Consider the following 18065-nt stretch of genomic DNA (forward strand, 5'->3'; position numbering starts at 1 on the left):
GGGCTCGACCGCCACCAGCGCTTCACCTTCCACTTCACGCCGACGTCCTGCTCCTGGCTCAACGCCGTTGAAGGCTTCTTCGCCAGGCTCGCCCGGCGCCGGCTGAAGCGCGGCGCGTTCCACTCGCTCGTCGACCTCCAGCCCACCATCGACCGCTTCGTCGCCGAGCACAACGCCACCAACCCCCAGCCCTTCCAGTGGACCGCCGACCCCGATCGGATCATCGCCGCCGTCCGGCGTGGGCACCAAGCGTTGGAATCGATCCACTAGCTTGCTGCAAGCCTGGGGGTGCAAATGATCGCATTCGAAGATCTTAGCACGGACGAAATCTCGCTGCTCAGCGAGCACGATGATGATTTCTACGGCCTTTGGGAAGTTGACTGGCATTTTAATAGTCGTCGACCGGAATGGCCACATGAAGATCGCGTCGCGTTTGTTTCCACTATGGTAAAGCGAGGGCTTTTTGACGTGTTCTTCGGGCCATTGCAGACAGCGCGACCACCGCTTGAACTAAATGTGGCGTTTCCAACGGCATGGGCACCGCCTTTGGATGAGCAGGAAGTAGGCCATTACGTGACGATAAGCTCTGTCGGCATTGCCGCGCGACGGCTCGGTTCGTAACGTTCGCTTTCCAAAACGATCGGCGTTGATCAGCCTGTAGATTGAGCGGCATGAGCACAATCCGCAACATCGTTATCCTGACCGGCGCGGGTATCTCCGCAGAGTCCGGCATCGCTACGTTCCGCGGGCCGGGCGGATTGTGGGAGGGGCATCGGGTCGAGGACGTTTGCACCCCCGAGGCCTTGGCGCGCGATCCGGAGTTGGTGCACCGGTTCTACGATGCTCGGCGGGCGGCGCTTGGTAAGGTGACGCCCAATGCTGCGCATCTGGCTTTGGCGCGGCTCGATGCCGAATGGACGGGTGAGTTGCTGGTGGTGACGCAGAATGTCGATGACCTGCACGACCGCGCGGGGGCTCGGCGGTTGTTGCATATGCATGGCGAACTGAAATCGGCGCTGTGCGCGCGGTGTGGCGAGGCGGTTCGCTGGACCGGCGAGCTGCCGCCGGGAGCGGTGTGCGGGGCTTGCGGGGCGCGGGCGTTGCACCCGACATCGTGTTCTTTGGAGAAATGCCGTACCACATGGATGCGATCGAAGCGGCTCTGGCGCGGGCCGATCTGTTCGTTTCGATCGGGACTTCGGGTGCGGTGTATCCCGCGGCGGGGTTCGTTCGGGTGGCAGCGGAGGCTGGGGCGGCGACTTTGGAGATCAACCTGGAACCTTCCGCTGGGAGCGGGTGGTTTGGGGAGAGCCGGTTCGGGTTGGCGGGGGTGTTGGTGCCGGAATGGGTGGAGGAGGTGTTGGGAGGGTAGCGCGACCGGTTCTGGTTCATCCGTCACCCCGGACTTGTTCAGGGGTCCAGCGCGCGGCAGGCATTAAGGTCGAAGGCTTAAAGTTCTCGCCCGCGGAACCCTCGACCCCGGAACAAGTCCGGGGTGACGGAGTATGTGCGGCGACGTCTCGCGCCTGGGCGGGCTGTTCGTTACTCTTGCCCAGTGCCTCCACCCCGCAGCGGTGCCACCGCATCGCGGCCGAATTGCATGATGAGGTCGCCGATCTCCTTGGCCTGCGCCATCGAGCGGTTGCCCTGTTCGCGCAGGTAATCGCCCTGGATGCGCATCACGTCGGAGAGGTCTTTGGCGGCGGCGGCTTCGCGCATCGCGGTAAAGGCTTCGCGGGCGTTCTGTTCGGCCTGGTCGATCATCTTGACGCCGATGTTCGAGCCACCCTCGGCGATCTTCTGGCCCGAGGCCTTCATCGCCTCGCCCGCGCGTTGGGCGGGTTCGACGACCTTGTCCTGAAAGGTCTGGCGCGCGGTTTCGGCGCCGGCGCGCATCTTGTCGGCGGCGTCCTTGGCGACGTTTGCGGCGCGGTCGGTGGCGGACTTGGTCGCGTTGGCGGCCTGGTCGATGCCTTCGTGCGAGTCTTCGGCCATCATGCTGCTCCTTTGCTGCGCGCACGCACCTTAGCGGCGGGCGGGTTGTCGTTTTCCTCAACCGGCGGCGCGGCACTTGGTTTCACCGCCGCGGCCTTCATCTTCTCGAAGCTCGCGCTTAGCGCGGCTGCGTACGCCTCGGGATCGGGCATCATCGCCCGGTCGCAGGTGAAGGAGATCGCGATGGTGTCGCCGTAGCTGTAGACCGGGTTGATCAGCCCCATGCCGTCGAACACCGGGCCGGTGCCGTACATGCCGACCATTCGGGCACCCGCGAAATACATCGGTACGCGGCTGCCGGGGACGTTGGTGACGACGCAGTTGAAGACGGGCGCATGGGCGTTCGCCGCGCCGACGCGGGTGTAGAGCCTAGCTGCGAGCCCGGCGAGACCCGAGGGCATGAGTTGGCTGTAGTCGGCAAGCGTCTTGGCGCCGACCGCATGGGTCATCGCCTTGGAATTGACCGCTTCGTCGTGGACGAAGCGCAGGCGTTCGAGCGGGTCCTCGATCTGGGTGCCTAGCCCGACGACCATCGCCGAGACGAGGTTGCCGAGCGCAGCTTTCTCCCCCTCGGCGCGGACCGAGATCGGGGCCATCGCGGTCATCGTGTCCTTGGGCAGCTCGTCCTTGCCCTGGAGGTAGGCGCGCAAGGCCCCGCCGACGATCGACAGGACGACGTCGTTGACGGTCGCGCCGGGGACCGCATCCTTGATGGCACGAATGTCGGCGAGCTTGAAGGGCAAGGCATCCCAGACGCGGTGGCCCGAGACCTTGCCGTTGAAGCGCGTTTTCGGGGCCGGGCGCGCGTTGCGGATGCTGACGTCGCCCTTGCCGACTTGCGTCCCGAGGCGGGCGATGCCGGGGAGCGAGCGGCCGATCGTCTCCATGACGCGCATCGGCTGCACCAAGCTGTTGAAATAGCTGCGCGCGAGCAGGTCGGCGACCTTGGGCATGTGCTCGGGCGCCCAGTCGTCGTTGGCGGTCGGCGGGGTCATCGACGCGTCGAGATCGTGGACCGCGGCGGACATTTCCACGCCGCTCATGCCATCGATGGCGGCGTGATGGACCTTGCTGACCAGCGCGAAGCAGCCGGGGGGTAGCCCCTCCACGTTGTCGAGCCCCTCGACAATGGTGAACTCCCACAAGGGCTTGGTGAGGTCCATTGGGCGCGCATGGAGGCGCGCGACCTGAATACAAAGCTGACGCCAGTCGCCGGGCTTGGGCAAAGCGATGTGGCGGACGTGGAATTCGATGTCGAACTCGGGGTCCTCGATCCAATAGGGGTGATCGAGGTCGAAGGGGACGCGGACGAGACGCTGGCGGAAGCTGCGCGCGCCGGCCAGGCGGCTTTCGACGAAGCTCAGGATGTCCTTGAAGCGGACGAAGCCGCCAGGCGCGGTCGCGGGGTCGTAGATGCCGACCGAGCCGATGTGCATCGGGGTGTGCGGGGTCTCCAGATAGACGAACGACGCATCCTGTCCGCTCAACTGCTGCATGGGCCTCTCCTGCTGCGCCGTTGCGCTTGGGACCCATGCTGAACCGGTGAAGCCCGTTGCGCAAGCGCTCTTACGGTTGGAAGGTGAGGCTAAGGTGAGGCCAATGCGCGTTTTCGGAGATAGGACTTTCTGTTCTATGTCAACACGTTGGGGGCGAAACACGATATTCGTTCCAACATTGCAAGCCCCTATTTGCCGAAGCCGAATACATCCTGGTGGAAGCGGCCTTCCTCGATCATCGTGTTGAGCCATTCAGAGCTCTGCGCGTGCTCATCGCCCGCCTGCTGCATCCGGATGCGGATGAGCGTGTCGCGGACGGCGGGGGCCATGTGCTTGCCGTCGCCGCAGAGATAGACGTTCGCGCCTGCTTGGAGCGCAGCCCAGACCTTCTCCTGCTCGGCCCAGAGCGCGTCCTGGACGAAGCGCCAGGGGTGGGAGGGGACGGCGGAGAAGGCGAGGTACGGTTCGGCGATGCCTTCGCGCTGCCAGCGTTCCATGTCTTCGCGGCAGATCCAGTCGTGGTCGGGGTGGCGGCAACCGAAGAAGAGGAGCGACGTCGCCACCTCCTGCCCGTCTGCTTTCTGGCGCGCGCGTTCCTGAAGGAACCCGCGCAACGGCGCGAAGCCGGTGCCGGGGCCGATCAGGATCATCGGCGTGGTCGGGTCTTCGGGCGGCGCGAAGGGCGGGTTGGGGCGGCGGACGTAGCCGAACACCTGCGCGCCGGGCTCGACGCCGGCCATGTAGCCGCTGGCGAAGCCGCGGTGCTCGCCGAGGCCCGACCACGCCGGGGCGGCCATCGTGCCCACGATGAGGTCGGCGATCTGACTGTCGACAAGCGGGCTGGACGCGATCGAGTAGAATCGCGGGGCGATCGCGGCGGAGAGCTCGACGAGGCTGTCGAGCGAGAGTTCGGCGGCGGGATGGGCTTCGAGCAGGTCGAGGAGGGTCGTGCGTTTTGCGGTGAGGTCGTCGAACGCGGCGTCGTCGATCGTTTCCAGTCGCCGCTTGGTGTCGGGACAGCGGGTCTGGGCGGCGACCGCGGCGATGGCGCGGCGCGAGACGGGATCGGACAATTCGACGAAATCTCCGAGGAGTTGTGCGACCGTTACGGTGCGCCCGGTGGGCAGGTGGCGGAAGCGACCGCCCTGCCCTTCGACTTGGAGCAGCGCCGCGCCGTCTGCGTCGAGGCGAGCGAGCGCGCGGTCGACCAGTTCGGGGCGGTTGCGCGCGTAGACCGCAATGTGGTCGCCGGTGTGATAGCGTTGGCCCTCGGGGAGCCGCACCCGAATGAGGCGGGTCGAGGGGCGCGGGGGTTCGAGCGCGAAGTCCCACAGACCGTCGGCAGGCTTCACGAGTTCGTCGTTGGCGACGATCTCCAGCCGTTGCGCGTGCGCGGGTAGCGCTGCGGCGCGGGTGTCGGCGGCGTCGACGGGCACGAGGCTGAGCGTCGCCTGCGGTTCGGCGGGGGCGGCTTCGCTGCCGAGCGCGCTCCAGAGCGAGCGGACGAAGCCTGCGACCGCACCGTCGAAGTCGCCCTGCCCGTCGGCTTCGGCGCGGGGCACGAGGCGGGTTCCGCCGGCTTTCTCGATCACCGCGTCGATGCGCTTGGGGAAATGCTGGTAGTTCGGCCACTGGCTGTTGCCGATGCCGAGCACCGCGTAGCGCGCGCCCGACCAGTCCGCATCATCGAATGCGCCCGCGTCCAAAGCGCGTTCGACCTCGATCGCGGTGTCGGGGGCGCGACCGTTGTAGGTCGCGGTGACGATGACGACGACCTTGTCCTGTGGGCGCGCGCCGCCCTTCAAGCTGTCGTCCATCGATCGCGTCACGACGTCGAAGCCGTCGACGCGGGCGCGTTCGGCGATCTCCTCGGCGATGTCGCGGGCGGTGCCGAGCGACGAGCCGTAGAGGACGGCGAACGCCTGTCCCGTTCCCACGACCGATGCGACGGCGGTGTTCTGCGAGACCTCGGCTGGCGCGGCGGCGATCCGCTCGTGGGGCTGGCGCAGGCGGACGCGCATGTAAAAGTCGTCGGGCTTGATCGACAGCGTTTCCTTGATGCGGAGCCGGTAGTTGTGCGGGTCGCTGATCGCGAACGACCGCAGCATCATCGCCATCGCGATCTTGGCCTCGACCAAAGCGAACTGGCGGCCGATGCACGCGCGCTCACCGTTACCGAAGGGCTTGTAGGCATGGGGGTGGCGTGCGGCTTCGCGGTCGGGCAGCCAGCGGTCTATGTCGAACTCTTCGGGGTCGTCCCAGGCGGCATGGCTGCGGTGGAGGCCGGGGGCGAAGACGTTGACGGGGCGATCCTTGCGCATCGTCCATTTGCCGCCGATCACGGTGTCCTCGAACGGCGCGAGGCTGAACGATGGGGCGGTCGGCCACAGGCGGAGCGCTTCCTTGAGGATGCGCTCTATAACCTCCAGTTTGGCGACCTGCGCGTAGTCGGGGCGGCTGTCGCCGGGGAGGACGCGGTCGACCTCGGCATAGGCCTGCGCGAGGACGTGGGGGGTGCGCAGGAGGTGGTGGAAGGCGAAGGTCAGCATCCCCGAGGTGGTCTCGTGCCCGGCGATCAGGAAGGTCAGCACCTGGTAGCGGATGTTGACGTCGTCGAGCTTTTCGCCCGACTCCGGATCGACCGCGTCGATCATCAGGTTGAGCAGGTCGCGGCCATCCGTCGGGTTCACCCGGCGATCGGCGATGATGCCGTCGACCAGCGCGTTCATCTCGGCGATGTCGGCGTCGAACTGCGCCTCCGCGCGCTTGGCGAAGGGCTTCTGGAACGGCATCCGCGTCAGCTTGGCGAGCGACTCCTGCAACGCGCGGCCGAGCGCGAGGAGGAAGCTGTCGAGCTCCTCGCGCTCGAAGCTGTCGAAGCGGTGGCCGAACCCCGCGATCGCGATCGAATCGAGCGTCAGGCGAGTCATGTCGTCGGCGACAAGCACGTCGGTGCCGCTCGCTCGCGTCCATTTGGCGATCAGCTGGTCGCAGACCTCGACGATCATGTCGAAATAGCCGCGCATCGCGCGATTGGAGAAGGCGGGGAGCAGGATGCGGTGCGCCTTGCCCCAGTTCGGCTCCTCGCTGAACGCGGTGAACAGGCCGTCGCCGGCGAACTTGCGGACGACGCGCAAGCCGGGGCCGGGCATCTTGCGGAAGCGGGTCTCGTCCGAGAGTTCGGCGACGAGATCGGGATGGGTGACGAAGAGCGAGACGCGGCTGCCGAAACGGAGCTTGAAGATGCCGTCGGGATATTGGCGGCTGACCGCGAGGAGGTGGCCGACCAGCCCGGCGCGCGCGATCTGGTGGAGGTGGCCGACGACCGGCAGCCCCGGGGGCGCAGGCACGCTGTGCCGTTCGGGTGCCGTGGCCGCCATGCTCGTCCTCTCGCCGTTCCGCGCACCTCACCATAGCGGGCGTGGGGATGCAATGCGGGCACAAGCTCAACCTTTACCTCCCCGGAACGGGGAGGGGGACCAGCCGCAGGCTGGTGGAGGGGCAGCCACAGAGGATGCCGCTTTGGGCTGCCCCTCCACCACTCGCTTCGCGAGCGGTCCCCCTCCCCGTGCCGGGGAGGTATCAGGTTTCGCTTAGAACGAACGTCCCCCTTACCCCTTCGGCCTGGGCGGAGGGTGCGATCCACAGGTCGAAGCGGCCCGGCTCCACGGTGGATTTCAGATCCTGTCCGACGAACAGCAAGTCCGCGCGGCGCAGGGTGAACGTCACCTCCGCGCTCGCGCCGGGAGCGAGGGACACGCGCTTGAAGCCCTTCAGCTCGCGCACCGGCCGGGTGATGCTGGCGGCGACGTCGTGGATGTAGAGCTGGACGACCTCGACTGCGGCGGCGGTCCCCGAGTTGGTGACGGTCGCGCGGATCGTCAACGTGCCGTTCTGCGCCAGCGTTGCGGTGCCGAGGTCGAGGCCCGAATAGGCGATCCGGCCATAAGTGAGCCCATGGCCGAAGGGGAAGAGCGCGGCGTTGGGGGCTTCGCGGTAATGCGCCTTATATTCTGACAACGGTCCCGGCGGGTTGGGGCGCCCGGTGGATTTGTGGTCGTAATGATAGGGCTCCTGCCCGGTCGCGTGCGGGAAGCTGACCGGCAGGCGTGCCGACGGGCTCTCGACACCGAACAGGATGTCGGCGGTGGCGGGACCCGATTGCGAGCCGAGGAACCAAGTCGCCAGGATCGCGGGGGCGTTGAGCACCGCGCCTTCCAGCGCGAGTGCGCGGCCGTGGCGCAGGAGCACCACGACCGGCTTGCCCGTCGCCGCGATGGCTTCGGCGAGCGCCTGCTGAGCAGCGGGCACGACGATGGCGGTTCGCGACTGGGCTTCGCCGGACATGCCCTGGCTCTCGCCGATGGCGAGGACGACGACGTCGGCGGCCTTGGCAGCGGCGACCGCGGCGTCGATGCCGCTGGGGATCGGGGCATCGACTGCGGAGCCCGCCGTCACGCTGACCAGCGACGCGTCGGCGACGGCGGCGCGGACGCCGGTGGCGAGATCGACCGCCTCGGCATCGGTGCCGTAGACGTTCCACGGGCCGATCAGGTCGTGCTGGCCGCTGGCGAAGGGGCCGATCAGCGCGATGCGCTTGCCCGCGCGGGGGAGCGGCAGGAGGTCGCCGTCGTTTTTGAGCAGCACGATCGAGCGGCGCGCGGCTTCGCGCGCGAGTTTCAGGTTGGCGGTGGTGCGGATGCGGGTCTTTTCGCGCGCGGGCGAGATGCGGCGAAAGGGATCGTCGAAGAGCCCGAGCGCGACCTTGACCGCGAGCACCCGGCGCACCGCCTGGTCGAGGCGCTGCATCGGCACTTCGCCCTTCGCCACCAGATCGGGGAGGTGCGTGATGTAGAAGCCCGACTGCATGCTCATGTCGGTGCCTGCCAGGAAGGCGAGCTTGGTCGCCTCGCGTGCGTCAGCGGCGAAGCCGTGCGCGATCATCTCCTCGTCGCCGGTGTAGTCGGAGACGACCACGCCGCCGAAGCCCCATTCGCGGCGAAGGACGGTGTCGAGCAGCCAGCGGTTGCCGGTCGCGGGCACGCCCGACAGCTCGTTGAACGACGCCATCGCCGACAGCGCGCCGGCGTCGAACGCAGCCTGGAACGGCGGGAAATAGATTTCGCGCAGGGTGCGTTCGGAAACGTCGACGGTGTTGTAGTCGAGCCCCGCCTCCGCCGCGCCATAGGCCGCGAAATGCTTGGCGCAGGCCATCACCGCGTCGTCGGCGGCGAGCCCGCGCGTGCCCTGGAACCCCTTGACCCGCGCCGCGGCCATGGCGCGGCCGAGGAAGACGTCCTCCCCCGCCCCCTCGACCACCCGGCCCCAGCGCTGGTCGCGGCCGATGTCGACCATCGGTGCGAAGGTCCAGTCGATCCCCGCCGCTGCCGCCTCGGCGGCGGCGACGCGCGCGGTGCGCTGGGCGAGGTCGGGATCGAAGCTGCCCGCTTCGGCGATCGGCACGGGGAAGACGGTGCGGAAGCCGTGGATGACGTCGGCGGCGAAGATCAGCGGGATTTTCAGCCGTGAGTCGCGCATCGCCGCGGTCTGCATCTGCTTCGCCATCACCGCGCCGTTGCCGTTGAAGACGCCGGTCAGGCGCCCGGCGCGGACCTCGGCGAGTTGCGCGTCGAAGGTCGCCGCGGCGCCGGCCGGGTTGAGAGCGGTCGCGGCGCCGCCTGCCCAGGTGGCGGCGTTGAGGGTGAGCTGACCCGCCTTTTCCTCCGGCGTCATCTGCGCGAGCAGGGACTCGACCCGCGGCGGCAGTGCGGCGGTGCCCACCGTCTGGAGCAGCGCGCGCGCGGGACTGGTCGCCCAAGCCGCGGTCGCCGCCGCGCCGAGGATCGCCGCACGCCGCGTGATCTGCCGATCGTCCATCCGTCACCCTCTTCCGTTGCGCCCGATCTGCCCGCTGTAGCGGATGCCGTGCGGCCTTGAACCGGGTTTGTGGATGATGTAACCGGTTACATCAAGACGTGATCGACCGGGCATCGTGACCCGGGGCGAGGCGCAGGAGGGGACGACGACCGCGATGCCGAATGCCACCATCCGCGACGTGGCGCGCGAAGCGGCGGTGTCCGTCGCGTCGGTGTCCCGCGTGATGAACGGCCACGACAACGTCCGCGCGGCGCTCAGGACCCGAGTCGAGGCGGCGGCGGCGGCGCTCGGCTACGTCCCGCATGCGGGCGCGCGCAATCTCAGCCTGGCGCGTGCCAACGCGATCGGCATCGTCCTGCCCGACATCCACGGCGAGTTCTTTTCCGAATTCCTGCGCGGGATGGACCGGGAGGCTTCGAACCGCGGACTGCAACTTTTACTGTCGAACATGCACGCCGATGCCGCGCGCGCGGTGGAGGCGCTGCACACGATGCGTGGGCGGGTCGACGGGATGGTGGTGATGGCGCCGCACGTCGACCCCGACCTGCTGTTCGCGCAGCTGCCGCCCGGGCTGCCGGTGGTGCTGGTCAATTGCGCACGGCACCACGAGCAGCGGCCGGAAATCCGCATCGACAATGCCGCAGGCGCCGCGGCGATGGTCGACCATCTGGTGGCGGGCGGACGGCGGCGGATCGTCCACCTGTCGGGTCCCGACGGCAATATCGAGGCGCAGGAGCGCGCCGGAGGCTATCGCGCCGCGATCGACCGCCACGGGCTGCCCCCGCGGATCATCCCGGGCGACTTCATGGAGGAATCGGGCGCGGCGGCGGCGGCGGTGCTGCTGCGCGACCTCCCCGCGGTCGATGCGCTGTTCGCGGCCAACGACATGATGGCGATCGGCGCGCTGATGGCGCTGCGTCGCGCGGGCGTCGCGGTGCCCGGGCAGATCGCGGTGGCGGGGTTCGACGACATCCCGCTCGCACGCCTGGTCTCGCCCACGCTGACGACGATGCGTACCGGCATCGCCGGGATCGGCGCGCGCGCCATCGCGCGGCTGGCGGGGGCGATCGCGGGCGACACGGACCATGCCATCGAACAGGCGATGCCCGAATTGGTGCCGCGCGAGACGACGGCACACGCAGGATCAACAACAAGCCCGGATAGCGGGCCAAACAGGGGAATATTGTCATGAGGACGTACCAAACGCTTCGGCTGCTGCTGGCGAGCACCGCACTGGTCGCGGCGGCCACCGTGGCGATCACGCCGGCCGCGGCACAGACCACCACTGCCAGCGTGCGTGGGCAGGTGCGCGATGCGGCGGGAGCCGCGTCGGCGGGCGCCACCGTGGTCGCGGTGAGCGAAGCAACCAACCAGACGTTTCGCGCCACAGCGGATGCGAACGGCAATTACACGCTGAATGGCGTCCGTCCGGGCGGCTACACCGTCACCTTCACAGGGGCAAACGGCGAAACCTACAGCCAGGTCGTGACGGTCGGCGTGGCCCAGTCCGCGACCCTCGATGCAGACCTGGCGGCCCCGGGCGCGGAGGTCTCCGCGGCGACCGGGGCAGCGGGCAGCGGCACAGATATTGTGGTTACCGCCGGCCGCCTTGTCGAAACCCGCACGAGCGAGATCGCCACCAATGTCAGCCAGGCGCAGATCCGCAACCTGCCGCAGACCGATCGCAACTTCCTGAGCTTTGCCGCGCTGGCGCCGGGCGTCGTCTACGTCGACAGCGAGACCAACAAGGGCATCCAGTCGGGCGCTTCGACGCGCGCAGGGGTGAACGTTTTCATCGACGGCGTCAGCCTGAAGAACCAGGTGCTCGAAGGCGGCGTCGCCGGTCAGCAGGACAGCCGCGGCAATCCGTTCGGCCAGCTCGCAGTGGGCGAATTCCGCGTGCTGACCCAGAATTTCAAGGCCGAGTACGAACAGGCGGGTGCAGCGATCGTCACCGCCGTCACGAAATCGGGCACAAACGCATTGCACGGCGAAGCGTTCGGCCAGTATACCGGGCGCAGTCTGTCCGCCAAGTCGATCTTCGACAAGCGCAACGGGAACGCGGAGCCGGAGTTCAAGCGCAAGCAATATGGCGTGTCGCTCGGCGGGCCGATCATCAAGGACAAGCTGTTCTTCTTCGGTGCGTATGAAGGCAATGATCAGGACCGCGCGTTCACCGTCCGACTGGGCAACCGCACGCCCGACAATCTCGCCCGTTTCGGCCGATATGAAGGTTCGTTCGTCAGTCCATTCCGGGCGGACTTCTACTTCGGCAAACTGACCTTCACGCCCGACGACCGGCAGACGTTCGACATCAGCTATAGCCGCCGGTCGGAAAGCGATATCCAGGGCTTCGGCAACGGCTCGACCGCATTCGAAGCGGCCGAGAACAAGCTCAACAGCGTCGACAGCTATCTCGGCAAATGGACGTACACCGGCGACAGCTTCGTCAACGAGCTCAACCTGTCGTTCGTCAATTCCGATTTTAACCCCAGTGCGCTGAACCCGAACCTGCCGACCCAGGTGTATGACGGCGTCGTCACCTTCGGAGGCAAGGATTCAACCCGCCAATATGTCCAGCAGGTTTGGACCGGTCGCGACGACTTCACCTATTCGGGCGTGGATAATCACGTCCTCAAGGCGGGCGTTCGCCTGGGCGTGACCGACTTCACGATCAACCGCACCGACGCACCCGCCGGGCGCTACCTGTACCGGAACAGCAACAACAACACTCCTACCTTCGCCGGCGACGACACCGACTTCAGCTTTCCCGCCGAAGTGCGCCTGGGCCTCGGCAATCCGCGGGTCACCGCATCGGACACGCAGGTCGGCCTGTACCTCCAGGACGATTGGGACATAACCAGCACGGTTCAGCTCAACCTCGGCCTGCGCTGGGATTACGAGACGAACCCGTTCAACAACGATTATGTCACCGGAGGGAACGCCGCCGCCGCGCTGCGCGCCTTGCCCAAGACCTACTATTTCGATCCCGAAGATTACATCTCGACCGGCAACAACAGGAAGGCGTTCTGGAAGGCGTTCCAGCCACGCGTTGGGTTCTCCTGGGACATCAAGGACGATCAGTCGACGGTCTTCTTCGGCGGTGCCGGTCGCTATTACGACCGCAACGTCTTCAACCAGAGCCTCGACGAGACGTTCCGCAATCAATACCAAGCGGGAGTCTTCTACTTCTCGCGCGATGGCGGACGGCGCAATCCATCGGTGGACGCCAACGGCAACGTGATCGCCAACACCGGTCTGCCGACCGTGGTGTGGAACAACAGCTACCTCGATCCGACGAACCTGGCCGCGCTGCGCGCCAGTGCGCAAACCGGCCTGCCCGAGCTCTTTGCAAACCTGAACGATGCCAAGCTGCCGCGTACCGACCAGTTCAGCCTGGGCGTGCGGCAGAAGATCGGCATCTTCCAGGCGTCGGTTACCGGCTCGTACATCCGCGGCAAGAACGGCTATACCTATCTGTTCGCGACCCGCGCCAACAACGGGCTGGGCGGCTGCTGCAACACCGGGCCGCTGCAGCCGTTCGGATTTTCCAACGCGCTGATCGGGTATGACGGGCTCGATACCCGCTACAAGGCGATCTACGTCACTCTCGACAAGAATTACAGCCAAGCGTCGGGCTGGGGGTTCAACATCGCCTATACCCTGTCGAAGGGGGAGCAGAACGGCGGCGATCTGTTCAGCCTGGATGGCATCACCCCCGACGATTACGGCTGGCGTCCCCGTGCGGGCGATGAGCGTCACCGCGTCGTGCTATCGGGCCTGGTAGACCTGCCGCTAGGATTTCAGTTCTCGACCTTGTCCACCCTTGGCACCGGCCAGGCCTATCAGGTGTTCGACGCGACCGATCCGACAAAGGGCCGGGTGACCGCGCGCTACCCCGTCAAGAATTGCATCAAGGGCGTTTTCGCGTTCTGCGAGGTCAATCTGACGCTGCAGAATCACTTGCGTCTGTTCGACGAGCACGAAGTCACCTTCGCGGTCGATCTGTTCAATGCGTTCAACAACAAGAATTATTCGGGCTTCGACGGGTATTTCAACAACCAGATCAACCAGCAGACCGGTCAGGTGCAAGACCCCTTGCAGCGCGCCGACCTGACCAGCGCGTCAAGCCTGCTCACCTTGCCCCGCCGCGTTCAGTTCCGCGTCGGCTATCGCTTCTGAGTCTCCCCCTGACGGGCGGGCGGTGCTCCCAAGGCGCCGCCCGCCCGCTTTTTGCCTGACGAGGACCCACGGCCATGATCGACCGGCGCGACTTCATGAGAAGTTCGGGGCTTGCGGTCGCCGGGCTGGCGCTCGGCGGCGCGACACGCGGATCGCCCGACCCGATCCTCGACATCCAGCGGCGGACTTTCGACTTCTTTCGCGACACCACCGACACGCGCACGGGCCTGGCGCGTGACCGCTGGCCGACGCCGTCGTTCGCGTCGATCGCGGCGATGGGCTTTGCGCTCACCGCCTGGCCGATCGGCGTGGTCAACGGGTGGATGACGCGCGGCGAGGCGCGTGCGCGGACGCTGGCGTGCCTGGAGTTCCTGGCCGCAGCGCGGCAAGGGCCCGAGGCGACCGGAGTCAGCGGATACAAGGGCTTCTTCTACCATTTCCTCGACATGCAGACCGGGCTGCGGTTCGCGCGGACCGAGCTATCGACGATCGACACGACGCTGCTGCTGGGGGGCGTGCTGTTCGCGCAGACCTGGTTCGGCGACGACGACGCGCAGGAGCGACGCATCCGCGCGCTGGCGGAGGACCTGTACCGCGCGGTCGACTGGACGTGGATCGTGCCGCGCGGCACGTTCGTCGGCATGGGCTGGCATCCCGAAACCGGGTTCATCGCCAGCGACTGGGACACGTATAACGAGGCGATGCTGCTTTATGTCCTGGCGTTGGCGTCGCCGACGCATGCCGTGCCGCCCTCGGCGTGGACGGCGCTGACGCAGCGGTTCGATGCGAGCTGGACCGACCGCTACGGGCAGGCGTACCTGCATTTCCCGCCGCTGTTCGGGCACCAGTACAGCCACATGTTCGTCGATTTCCGCGGCATCCGCGACCCGTATATCGCCGGACGTGGCATCGACTATTTCGAGAACACCCGGCGCGCGACCTATGCGCAGCGCGGCTATGCGATCGCCAATGCCGGCGGGTTCGCAGGATATGGCGCGGACTGCTGGGGATTGACCGCGTGCGATGGGCCCGGCGACTTCACGATGGCGGTCGGCGGGCGCACGCGCGAGTTCTTCAGCTATTCGGCGCGTGGGCCCGGCGACCGCGATGACGGGACGATCGCGCCGACCGCCGCGCTGGGGTCGATCGCGTTCGCGCCCGAGATCGTGGTGCCCGCGGCCCGCGCGATGCAGGCGCGCTACGGGCGCGGCATCTACGCGCGCTATGGCTTTCGGGATTCGTTCAACCCGACGCTGACCGATCCGGCGGCGCCGCTGCGGCACGGGGCGATCGTGCCGGGGGTCGGCTGGGTCGACGGCGATCATCTGGGGATCGATCAGGGGCCGATCCTGGGCGGGATCGAGAATTGGCGCACTGGCCTCATCTGGAACACGATGCGGCGCAATCCGCATATCCGGCGCGGGCTGGTGCTCGCGGGGTTCGCCGGCGGGTGGCTGGCGTGATCGCGCTGCTGCTCGCGGTGCAGGCACCGGTTGCGCTCGACACGTTCGACCGGGTGGGGCCGTGGGTGGCCCAAGGATCCGATGGGGTAAAGGCGACCGCGGCGGCGAGCGACGGTGCGCTCACGCTCGCGTACGATTTCGGCAAGGTGTCGGGCTATGCCTTCGTCGCGCGGCCGATCGCGATCGACTGGGCTGCGGATTTCACGGTAACGCTGCGGGTGCGCGGCAGCGGCGGGGTGAACGACCTGCAGATCAAGTTCACCGACGCGAGCGGCGCAAATGTCTGGTGGTACCGCGTGCCGAACTTCCGCCCGGCGGCCGAATGGCGGACGCTGCGGATCCGTGCGCGCGACATCGAGTTCGCCTGGGGACCGGCGGCGGACAAGGTGTTGCGGCATACCGACCGCGCGGAGATCGTGGTGGTGCGCGGGCGCGACGGGGGCGCGGGGCGGATCGAGGTCGACGATTTGCGCTATGCGGTGCTGCCCCCGGCGCCTCCCCTGCCCACGCCGCGGGCGAGCGACGCGCGGGCAATCGACGGCGACGCCGCGAGCGCCTGGACGGGACGCGGTGGCCAGGCGCTGACGATCGATTTCGGCGGTGCGAAGGCGCTGGGCGGGGTGACGCTGCGGTGGCTGGGGGGGGCGCCGCGCTATGCGGTCGAGGCGTCGGACGATGGCCGCGTTTGGCGGACCTTGCGGACGGTCGAGCAGGGTGACGGCGGCGACGACCCGATCCTGCTCGCCGGGCTGGAAACGCGGTGGCTACGCGTGGCGTTGCCGAAGGGGGCGCCGGCCGCACGGCTGGCGGAGCTGACGGTCGAGCCGCCCGCATGGGGCACGACCCCGAACGCCTTTGTCGCCGGGCTGGCCAAAGCGGCGCCGCGCGGCACCTTCCCGCGTGGGTTCGCCGAGCAATCGTACTGGACGCTGGTCGGGCCCGACGGCGGCCCCGCCTCCGGGCTGATCGGCGAGGACGGCGCGGTCGAGGTCGCCAAGGGGGCGTTCTCGATCGAGCCGTTCGTCATTGCCGACGGCAATCGTTTCGGCTGGGCCGATGTGGCCGCGAGCCAGTCGCTGGAGGACGGCTATTTGCCCTTGCCGCATGTGCTGTGGCGCGCGAGCGGGTGGACGCTCGATACCGGGGTATTCGCCACACCCGAGCGGCTGCTGGCGAAGTGGCGGATGACCAACACGGGGACGGCGCGGCGCACGCTGCGGCTGATGCTGGCGGTGCGGCCGTTCCAGGTGAACCCGCCCGCGCAGTTCCTGAGCCAGATCGGCGGGGTCAGCCCGATCTCGCGGATCGCGTGGGACGGTGCGGCGCTGGCGGTGACTGGCCCGGGGGCGATCGAGGGCGATCCGGCGGTGACGCGCGAGGTACAGCCGCTGATGGCACCTTCGGCGGTCGACGTGCGCGCGTTCGACCGAGGTGCGCTGGTCCCGTCATCCCCGTCGGCGCCACAGCAGACGCGCGTGGACGACGCCACGGGGCTCGCCTCGGCCTACCTCGCCTACGACTTCGACCTCGCGCCCGGCGAGAGCGCCGACGTGCCGGTCGTCGTGCCTTTCGCACCGGCGCCGCCGATCGACCGCACCGCATTCGATCGCGCGCGCGCCGATACCGTCGCGTCGTGGCGCGAGACGCTCGGCGGGGTCGCGATCACGGTGCCGCCGGCCAGGCAAGCGATCGCCGATACGGTGCGCACCGCGCTCGCGCATGTGCTGATGAGCCGCGACGGGGCGGCGCTGAAGCCCGGCACGCGGTCGTACGACCGGAGCTGGATCCGCGACGGGGCGATGATGTCGGACACCTTGCTGCGGCTGGGGGTAAGCGCGCCTGCGCGAGCGTTCGCCGACTGGTATGGCGGCTATCTGTTCGACAGCGGCAAGGTGCCGTGCTGCGTCGATGCGCGCGGTTCCGATCCGGTGCCGGAAAACGATTCGCACGGCGAATACATCCATCTGGTGACGCAGCTCTACCGCTTCACCGGCGACCGCGCGGCACTGGCGCGCGACTGGCCGCGACTGGATGCGGCGCGGCGGTACATGGAGGGGTTGCGGCAATCGGAGCGGACCGCGGCCAATATCGGCAGCGTGCGCTACGGGCTGATGCCGCCGTCGATCAGCCATGAGGGCTATTCGGCCGCGGTGCAGTACAGCCTGTGGGATGATTTCTGGGCGCTGACCGGGTACAAGGATGCAGCCGATGTGGCACGGGTGCTGGGCAAGTCCGAGGCAGCGGCGATCGCTGGGCAGAGGGACCAGTTCGCCGGCGACGTGCACGCGGCGATCGGGGCGTCGGTGAAGCGGTTCGGGATCGACTTCATCCCCGGCGCGACGAGTCTCGGCGATTTCGACGCGACATCGACGACGATGGCGCTCGATCCGGCAGGCGAGCAGGCGCGGCTCGACCCGACGCTGCTGGCCAACACCTTTGCGCGGCAATGGGCGCGAGTGATCGCGCGGACTCAGCCGGGCGCGGACTGGAAGGACTATACGCCGTACGAGCTGCGCAACGTCTCGGCGTTCGTGCGGCTGGGCTGGCGGTCGCGCGCGAACGGGCTGCTGGATGCGTACATGGCAGACCGGCGACCGGCGGCGTGGAACGGCTGGGCGGAGGTGGTCGGGCGCGACCCGCGCGAGGTGCGCTTCATCGGCGACATGCCGCATGCGTGGGTCGCATCGGACTTCATCCGCGCCGCGCTCGACCTGTTCGCCTTCGAGCGCGACGGCGCGATCGTGCTCGGCGGCGGGCTCGATGCGGGGTGGCTGGTGGGGGCGGGATCGGCGATTCGGGGGTTGCGGACCACCGTCGGCATGGTCGATTTCGCGATGCGGCAGGAGGGCGGCGCGGTGGTTGCGACGATCGGTGGCAGCGCGCGGCCCGCAGGCGGCTTCGTGCTGCCGTGGCCGCTCGCGGGCAAGCCGGGCGCCGCGGCGGTGGACGGTCGCCCTGCGCAAGTCGCCGCCGACGGGCTCCATATGGTGGCGACGGGCAAGCCGGTGACGGTGCGCTGGCGCACACGTATGTAAGCGGATCGCCGCTTCCC

General features: G+C 68.0%; 9 protein-coding genes and 2 pseudogenes. 7 read left to right on the plus strand and 4 right to left on the minus strand.

Translation table 11 applies throughout. The features are described 5' to 3' along the window. The 3 genes and pseudogenes from ACE5C1_RS06290 to ACE5C1_RS06300 all read left to right on the plus strand — a co-directional run. Positions 1-270 (plus strand): annotated as a pseudogene (locus ACE5C1_RS06290) (IS630 family transposase); the annotation flags it as partial. 24 nt (positions 271-294) lie between these two features. After that, entirely contained in the window at positions 295-621 is a 327-nt protein-coding gene (locus tag ACE5C1_RS06295) for a hypothetical protein (protein WP_374943207.1), read from the plus strand. 50 nt (positions 622-671) lie between these two features. Beyond that, positions 672-1372 (plus strand): annotated as a pseudogene (locus tag ACE5C1_RS06300) (NAD-dependent deacylase). 170 nt (positions 1373-1542) lie between these two features. Here ACE5C1_RS06300 and ACE5C1_RS06305 read toward each other — a convergent pair. The 4 genes from ACE5C1_RS06305 to bglX form a co-directional block, all read right to left on the minus strand. Further along, positions 1543-1995 carry a phasin family protein gene (locus ACE5C1_RS06305; protein ID WP_374943208.1) on the minus strand — a complete coding sequence of 151 codons (453 nt, stop codon included), beginning with the start codon at positions 1993-1995 and terminating at the stop codon, positions 1543-1545. Next, the gene (locus ACE5C1_RS06310) at positions 1995-3491 is read right to left on the minus strand and encodes a wax ester/triacylglycerol synthase family O-acyltransferase (RefSeq protein WP_374943209.1); all 1497 of its coding nucleotides are present in this window, start codon (positions 3489-3491) and stop codon (positions 1995-1997) included. Before ACE5C1_RS06310 ends, ACE5C1_RS06305 begins: the two co-directional genes overlap by 1 nt. 188 nt (positions 3492-3679) lie before the next feature. After that, complete coding sequence (locus ACE5C1_RS06315) at positions 3680-6871, minus strand: bifunctional cytochrome P450/NADPH--P450 reductase (RefSeq protein WP_374943210.1); 3192 nt, start codon at positions 6869-6871, stop codon at positions 3680-3682. A gap of 202 nt (positions 6872-7073) precedes the next feature. Continuing rightward, entirely contained in the window at positions 7074-9368 is a 2295-nt protein-coding gene (bglX, locus tag ACE5C1_RS06320) for a beta-glucosidase BglX (protein WP_374943211.1), read from the minus strand. A gap of 154 nt (positions 9369-9522) precedes the next feature. On the opposite strand from bglX, the gene ACE5C1_RS06325 reads away from it, so the two are divergent. The 4 genes from ACE5C1_RS06325 (at position 9523) to ACE5C1_RS06340 (ending at position 18048) form a co-directional block, all read left to right on the plus strand. Further along, complete coding sequence (locus ACE5C1_RS06325) at positions 9523-10560, plus strand: LacI family DNA-binding transcriptional regulator (RefSeq protein WP_374943354.1); 1038 nt, start codon at positions 9523-9525, stop codon at positions 10558-10560. Beyond that, entirely contained in the window at positions 10557-13550 is a 2994-nt protein-coding gene (locus ACE5C1_RS06330; protein WP_374943212.1) for a carboxypeptidase regulatory-like domain-containing protein, read from the plus strand. Before ACE5C1_RS06325 ends, ACE5C1_RS06330 begins: the two co-directional genes overlap by 4 nt. Positions 13551-13624: 74 nt before the next feature. Continuing rightward, positions 13625-15013 carry a glucoamylase family protein gene (locus ACE5C1_RS06335; protein WP_374943213.1) on the plus strand — a complete coding sequence of 463 codons (1389 nt, stop codon included), beginning with the start codon at positions 13625-13627 and terminating at the stop codon, positions 15011-15013. Further along, a complete protein-coding gene (locus ACE5C1_RS06340) occupies positions 15010-18048 on the plus strand; it encodes a discoidin domain-containing protein (RefSeq protein ID WP_374943214.1) in 3039 nt (1012 codons plus the stop codon). Before ACE5C1_RS06335 ends, ACE5C1_RS06340 begins: the two co-directional genes overlap by 4 nt. Positions 18049-18065 lie beyond the last annotated feature (17 nt).

Origin of the sequence: Sphingomonas sp., from assembly GCF_964263785.1 — a bacterium.
Classification (GTDB): Bacteria; Pseudomonadota; Alphaproteobacteria; order Sphingomonadales; family Sphingomonadaceae; genus Sphingomonas.